Source organism: bacterium (assembly GCA_030654305.1).
Lineage (GTDB): Bacteria > Krumholzibacteriota > Krumholzibacteriia > LZORAL124-64-63 > LZORAL124-64-63 > PNOJ01.
On sequence record JAURXS010000091.1, the window covers coordinates 1 to 1,251 of the forward strand.

General features: G+C 67.7%; 2 protein-coding genes and 2 tRNA genes. All 4 read right to left on the reverse strand.

Going from position 1 to position 1,251, the window contains the following annotated elements; genetic code table 11:
• Positions 1–243 (reverse strand): hypothetical protein (locus Q7W29_02455; GenBank protein ID MDO9170673.1); only part of this gene is annotated, 243 nt, incomplete at its 3' end.
• A 4-nt stretch (positions 244–247) separates the two neighbouring features.
• Positions 248–841: a peroxiredoxin gene (locus Q7W29_02460; GenBank protein ID MDO9170674.1), complete on the reverse strand. Its 594-nt coding sequence runs from the start codon at positions 839–841 to the stop codon at positions 248–250.
• Positions 842–1,010: 169 nt separating this feature from the next.
• A tRNA-Glu gene (locus tag Q7W29_02465) sits at positions 1,011–1,086 on the reverse strand.
• A gap of 40 nt (positions 1,087–1,126) precedes the next feature.
• Positions 1,127–1,200: transfer RNA gene (locus tag Q7W29_02470), tRNA-Gln, on the reverse strand.
• Positions 1,201–1,251: the final 51 nt, after the last annotated feature.

Here is a 1,251-nt window from a genome sequence, read left to right on the forward strand (position 1 = left end):
CTGGCCGGTGGCGCTCTGGGGCAGGCCATCGACGCCCAGGCAGGCGTCGAGCGGACGGCACGGGGCGTCGGTGCGGTCGAAGTCGAAGAGCGTGCCGCCATAGTCGCGGCAGGGATCGACGGCGGGACCACCGCCTCCCCAACCCAGACCGTCGACGAAGATCAGCAGCGCCCGCCGCGGACGCACGGCGGGGTCGGGAGCGCGGCCCCCGACCCCGTCCGTCGTGTCGCTCGTCGGCGGCAAGGCCTTACTTGCCGTGCTTCGCCAGGTAGGAGGCGACGCCCTTGGCGTTGGGGCTCATGGCCTCCTCGCCCTTGTGCCAGCCCGCGGGGCAGACCTCGCCGTGCTTCTCGAGGTGCTGCAGGGCGTCGACCATGCGCAGCGTCTCGTCGATGTTGCGGCCGAGGCCCAGGTTGTTGACCACCAGGTGCTGGATGACGCCGCCCTTGTCGATCAGGAAGGTGCCGCGCAGGGCGATGCTGTCGTTGAGCAGGACGCCGTAGTCGCGGCTGATCTGCTTGGTGAGGTCGGCGACCAGCGGGTACTGGACCTGGCCGATGCCACCCTGGTCGACGGGCGTGTTCTTCCACGCGAGGTGGCTGAACTGGCTGTCGATCGACACGCCGATGACCTGAACGTCGCGCGCCGCGAACTCCTTGAGCTTGCGGTTGAACTCGATGATCTCGGTCGGGCAGACGAAGGTGAAGTCGAGCGGGTAGAAGAACAGCACCACGTACTTGCCGCGGTAGTCGCTGAGCCTGAAGCCGTCCTTGACGCTGTTGTCGGGCATGACGGCGGTGGCGGCGAAATCGGGGGCCTGCTGGCCGATGAACTGGGACATGGACCCTCCTGGGTGAGCCGTTCCGGCTCGGGGATGCGCGGCGGGGCCGCGGTCGACGGACGTGTTCTCTCAAATCGCGGACAGAAGCTAGCGGCATTCGGGAGGACCCGCAAGGGCGCGGGGGCGCGCAAAAACAGCGAGCCGCCCGTCGGGCGGCTCGCCGTCGCTGTGGTACCCCCTACGGGACTCGAACCCGTGTTACCGCCGTGAGAGGGCGGCGTCCTAGGCCACTAGACGAAGGGGGCACTAGCTGTCCGACAGCCCGTGGGCCGTCGCTGTCTTCCATGGTTGCCCGGGGAGGATTCGAACCCCCAGATACTGATCCAGAGTCAGCAGTCCTACCGTTGAACGACCGGGCAGCAACGGGCAGGAATATAGAATACGGCCACCCGGAACGCAAGATCCGAGCA